4 protein-coding genes are annotated in these 3517 nt (G+C 38.6%); all 4 read left to right on the top strand.

Features of this window, described 5'->3' with window-relative positions:
• On the top strand, positions 1-476 hold a 476-nt coding region (locus HT715_RS08110; protein ID WP_275690528.1), incomplete at its 5' end, for a primase-like DNA-binding domain-containing protein.
• Positions 477-807: 331 nt separating this feature from the next.
• Positions 808-1332, top strand: coding sequence for a hypothetical protein (locus HT715_RS08105; protein ID WP_138702102.1), 525 nt, complete (start codon positions 808-810; stop codon positions 1330-1332).
• Between the two features lie 73 nt (positions 1333-1405).
• Positions 1406-1909 (top strand): hypothetical protein, encoded by a 504-nt coding sequence (locus tag HT715_RS08100; protein ID WP_119941674.1) that lies wholly within the window; start codon positions 1406-1408, stop codon positions 1907-1909.
• An 827-nt stretch (positions 1910-2736) separates the two neighbouring features.
• On the top strand, positions 2737-3129 hold the full coding sequence (locus HT715_RS08095; protein ID WP_120719108.1) for a transcriptional regulator: 393 nt from the start codon (positions 2737-2739) through the stop codon (positions 3127-3129).
• The last annotated feature ends 388 nt before the right edge of the window (positions 3130-3517 follow it).

Raw genomic sequence — 3517 nt, 5'->3', positions numbered from 1 at the left:
ACGACTACATCAACAGGAAAGAAGTATTAGAGTATCTCACACGCCTAGCCCTTGAAACACCGACAAAGGACATCACACCAGAGAAATCAAAGGAGATTTTGCAAGAATACCATGAGGATAACAACCCAGTTATCGCTTTTGTATCTTCATTCTTTACTGATGAACTATCAAGTGAGTTTTTGCCTAATAGTTTTGTTTTCCATAACTGGAAAGGATTTACGGAATATTATGGGGTGAAACTACACAAGACAGAAATGGGGTTGCATCGAGAGATAAAAAGTAATCTACCAAGTTGGATAACCACAGGCCAGAAAGTAATACCATCAGGGAGACAACTTCATTCTGGTTTCTATCCGCATGAAGATACAGCGCCTTACGCACATCCATATTTTAACGGTAGGGAAAAGCCAGAGCAACGGAGAAAAGCTAGAAATGAACGGGGATACTTTAATGGTAAAGCAAAAAAGAAGCAATAACTTTATACACTTTATACACTTGATAAAAAAGTGTTATACTTGCAACCCTTAGAGCGCCAAGGACTTTATACACTTATACACTTTATACGGCAGGTTTTTTCTTTTACAGTATTAAGCACTATAATTCCTGTAAATTATATAAACTAGTGTATAAAGTGTATAAAGCGTATAAAACAGGGCTTAAACCCTTGATATGACAGGCTTTTAATTTTATACACTTCAAAAATAAAGTGTATAAAACTTTTTCTAAGTGTATAAAAAACATAGATAAAAATGGCAAAAACAAGGTATTTTACATAATTTACCTTAAAACAGAAAGAGGAAAAACAACATGACCCTAAAAACATTTTCAGACAAAGTCAAAACATTTACTTTCACTTACGAATTTAAAGATCTAGATACTGCTCTGGTAGCAGGTCACGCGCTACTGGGATATATGACTGGGACTTATGAAGTACCATCTATTTCAATAACTCACAAGGATAAAGGGACGCTTGTAGCTGAGTATGTGGAGGATAAGAAACTAAACAAGACCTTCAAGCGTATTTGTGACAGTTTTAAAGACTACTACAACCAACCAGTGGACGATGAAGCATTTGAAGAACGTTATAAACGGGAGCGCGTGCTTCAACTCAAAGAGTCAGAGGATTTTGAGAGTTTGCTGGAAAAGATCACAGACTACGAGCTGGAACTATTAGACTATGCTGATCGCTTGCTTTCTGATAAGCCTATCCCTATGGACTCTATGACCGCTTTTGGTACGTTGGAAAAGCTGGGCGATGAAAGTATTAGCCTACTCCAAAAGTTGGACGTAGAGGGCGAATATAAAGGACTTGCTGGTTATTCAGGTCAATAAGCACAGGAAGGGGAGCAATCCCCTTTTTGTTAACAAGTCAATAGTTTTGGGTTTTTCCATATAGGGGGAAATAATGAAGCAGTTAGCAATAGAAACAATCACTAAACCAATGAAGCTGAGAGGAATAACTAAGGGTATAGCCGAGTTGGACGGTCAACGTTTAGAGATTGATTTGGATAGTTTAATGATTGATTTTGGTGGAGAGTCATTTGAATTAGACAGAATAGCAGGAACTAAGGGAGGTAATCGATATTTCTTTCTTTGCCCTGATTGTGGGAGACGGTGCAGGTTGCTTTATAAACGATATTTATATTTTAGTTGCGGTACTTGTCTAGATATCCACAAGAGCACCCTGAACCGTAGTAAAACGGATTGCCAATACTACTGGGAGCTTGCACTAAAAGAAGCCAGAAAGGTAGAACCAGGGTGGAGTCCTAGACGTGGTGGATATATGTTTGATGGTTTCCCCGAAAGACCCAAGTATATGAAACGTGACAGGTATCATAAGCACTATAAGAAGTTTTTGAAGTATACTAAAAAAGGGGATAGATTTTGGCTGAATGGTTCGAGATTGTAGGACAATATGAAGTAGTGTGTAATTTACCAAACGAACAAATACTACATATTAGACGGTTTAAATGTTAAAAAAGCTAGATATATCAAGGATTTAAGTAAGTAGAGCGTTCCAAAAAGGGTGCGGTAAGCGTTCCAAAAAAGGGTGAGATAAGGGTGAGGTTACATATAAAAAGTACAAGGTTAGTACAAGGTTGTGTATTTAAAAATATTAAAAATAGGCTAAGATTAGGCTAAGGTCACATACTTCAAAATACTAAGGTTTTACAAAGGTACAGGGATTTTTTTCTAGTGATAGAACCCCAAGGATACCACAAGGTATGGCTACTTTTTTAGAGCCATAGAACGGTAAGATTTTGGTAAGGTACAGGAGTTTTCCAATGGTGAGGTTTTGGTGAGGTAGTGGCAAAAAAAATGCTTTAAAAATAAGGGGCTAATAAGCCGTTGAACTCCGAGCGAACGCCGAGAAAGTGGCTATATCCCCCTATCATTTATCAAGCAGATAAGAGCAATAATAACCCTCCTTAACTCCCTGAGAAACGACAAGCAGATAAGTGAAGTTTTTAGCCCTCTTATTTCGGATCTACTCCTTGCAGAATGACAAGGAAATAAGAGAGATAAAAACATCCTTTAATTGCTTATCAAACCATAAGGAGATACGGGGGCTATCTCCCTCCCCACGCGCTTCTATGAGCTTCACACCGTCATTGTACATTTTTTCTCACGGGAAATCATTTGAATCTAGAGCGAACATAGAGAAAACGAAAAAAAGCCAAGGCGCTCCGCCTCAGCTATAATCTCAATATTATTATATCACAAAGGAGCGAACTAATGGAGCTGGATAAGTTTAAAACGATGATGAACGTCAGAGAGAGGATGACATACTTTCTGAGATTCCAGAGGATGGCAGGGAGTGAAAACCAAGTTAGTATCGATGAAGAGGCTTGGAAACTTGTCTTACCTGATCAGTGGAATTTGAGTGGTGAACATGAAAAAGCAATCCGTGAGGGGTTGGAGATATTCGCCCACGACATCAACAGCATAGAGAACAAACGAGCCAGAAAATACTTTATTATCCATTATTGCTATATGAGAAAGAAAACAATGAGTGAATGCGTAGAGATGGCAGGTACTAGCTCCACTAGCTACCACCGATACAAACAGATAGCCGTCTTAAACTTTGCGAGAATCCACCAGAACGGAGAGCTAGAAGCATATAAGTAGGCAAATGTAGGCTGAGGCTTCATATTCGCCCCCTATTTCGCTTGATTTCGTACTGGACAACAAAACACCACGGATAAACTACAAGCCCTCAGAAACGAATCTGGGGGCTTTTGTGAGGTCATAATCTTATAAACCACGCGCTTCATGGTATAATATACCTATCAGCAGCCAGCAATAAAAAAAGCACGTTTGACCGTGCTAGTTTCTTGCCTGCTGAACTCGTCAAATCTTAGCCCTTTTGTGGGGCTTTTTTGCTCCCCTTTTTGCGTACTTTGGGGGAGCAAGTAATAAAAAGTAATGTTAGTATTTTTTGTTCAAAAGCGCGTGACATAAGGGTTAGGAAGCCCTAAGGAAACATAAAATAAGAAGTTTTTTATTATACTACAAA

This window comes from Streptococcus sp. 4155 (genome assembly GCF_013276695.1).
Classification (GTDB): Bacteria; Bacillota; Bacilli; order Lactobacillales; family Streptococcaceae; genus Streptococcus; species Streptococcus pseudopneumoniae.
This window is presented reverse-complemented; position numbering and strand designations above follow the sequence as displayed.

Coding starts and splice junctions, on each gene's coding strand:
- HT715_RS08095 (WP_120719108.1), top strand. CDS start 2,737: ATGGAGCTGGATAAGTTTAAAACGATGATGAACGTCAGAGAGAGGATG.
- HT715_RS08100 (WP_119941674.1), top strand. CDS start 1,406: ATGAAGCAGTTAGCAATAGAAACAATCACTAAACCAATGAAGCTGAGA.
- HT715_RS08105 (WP_138702102.1), top strand. CDS start 808: ATGACCCTAAAAACATTTTCAGACAAAGTCAAAACATTTACTTTCACT.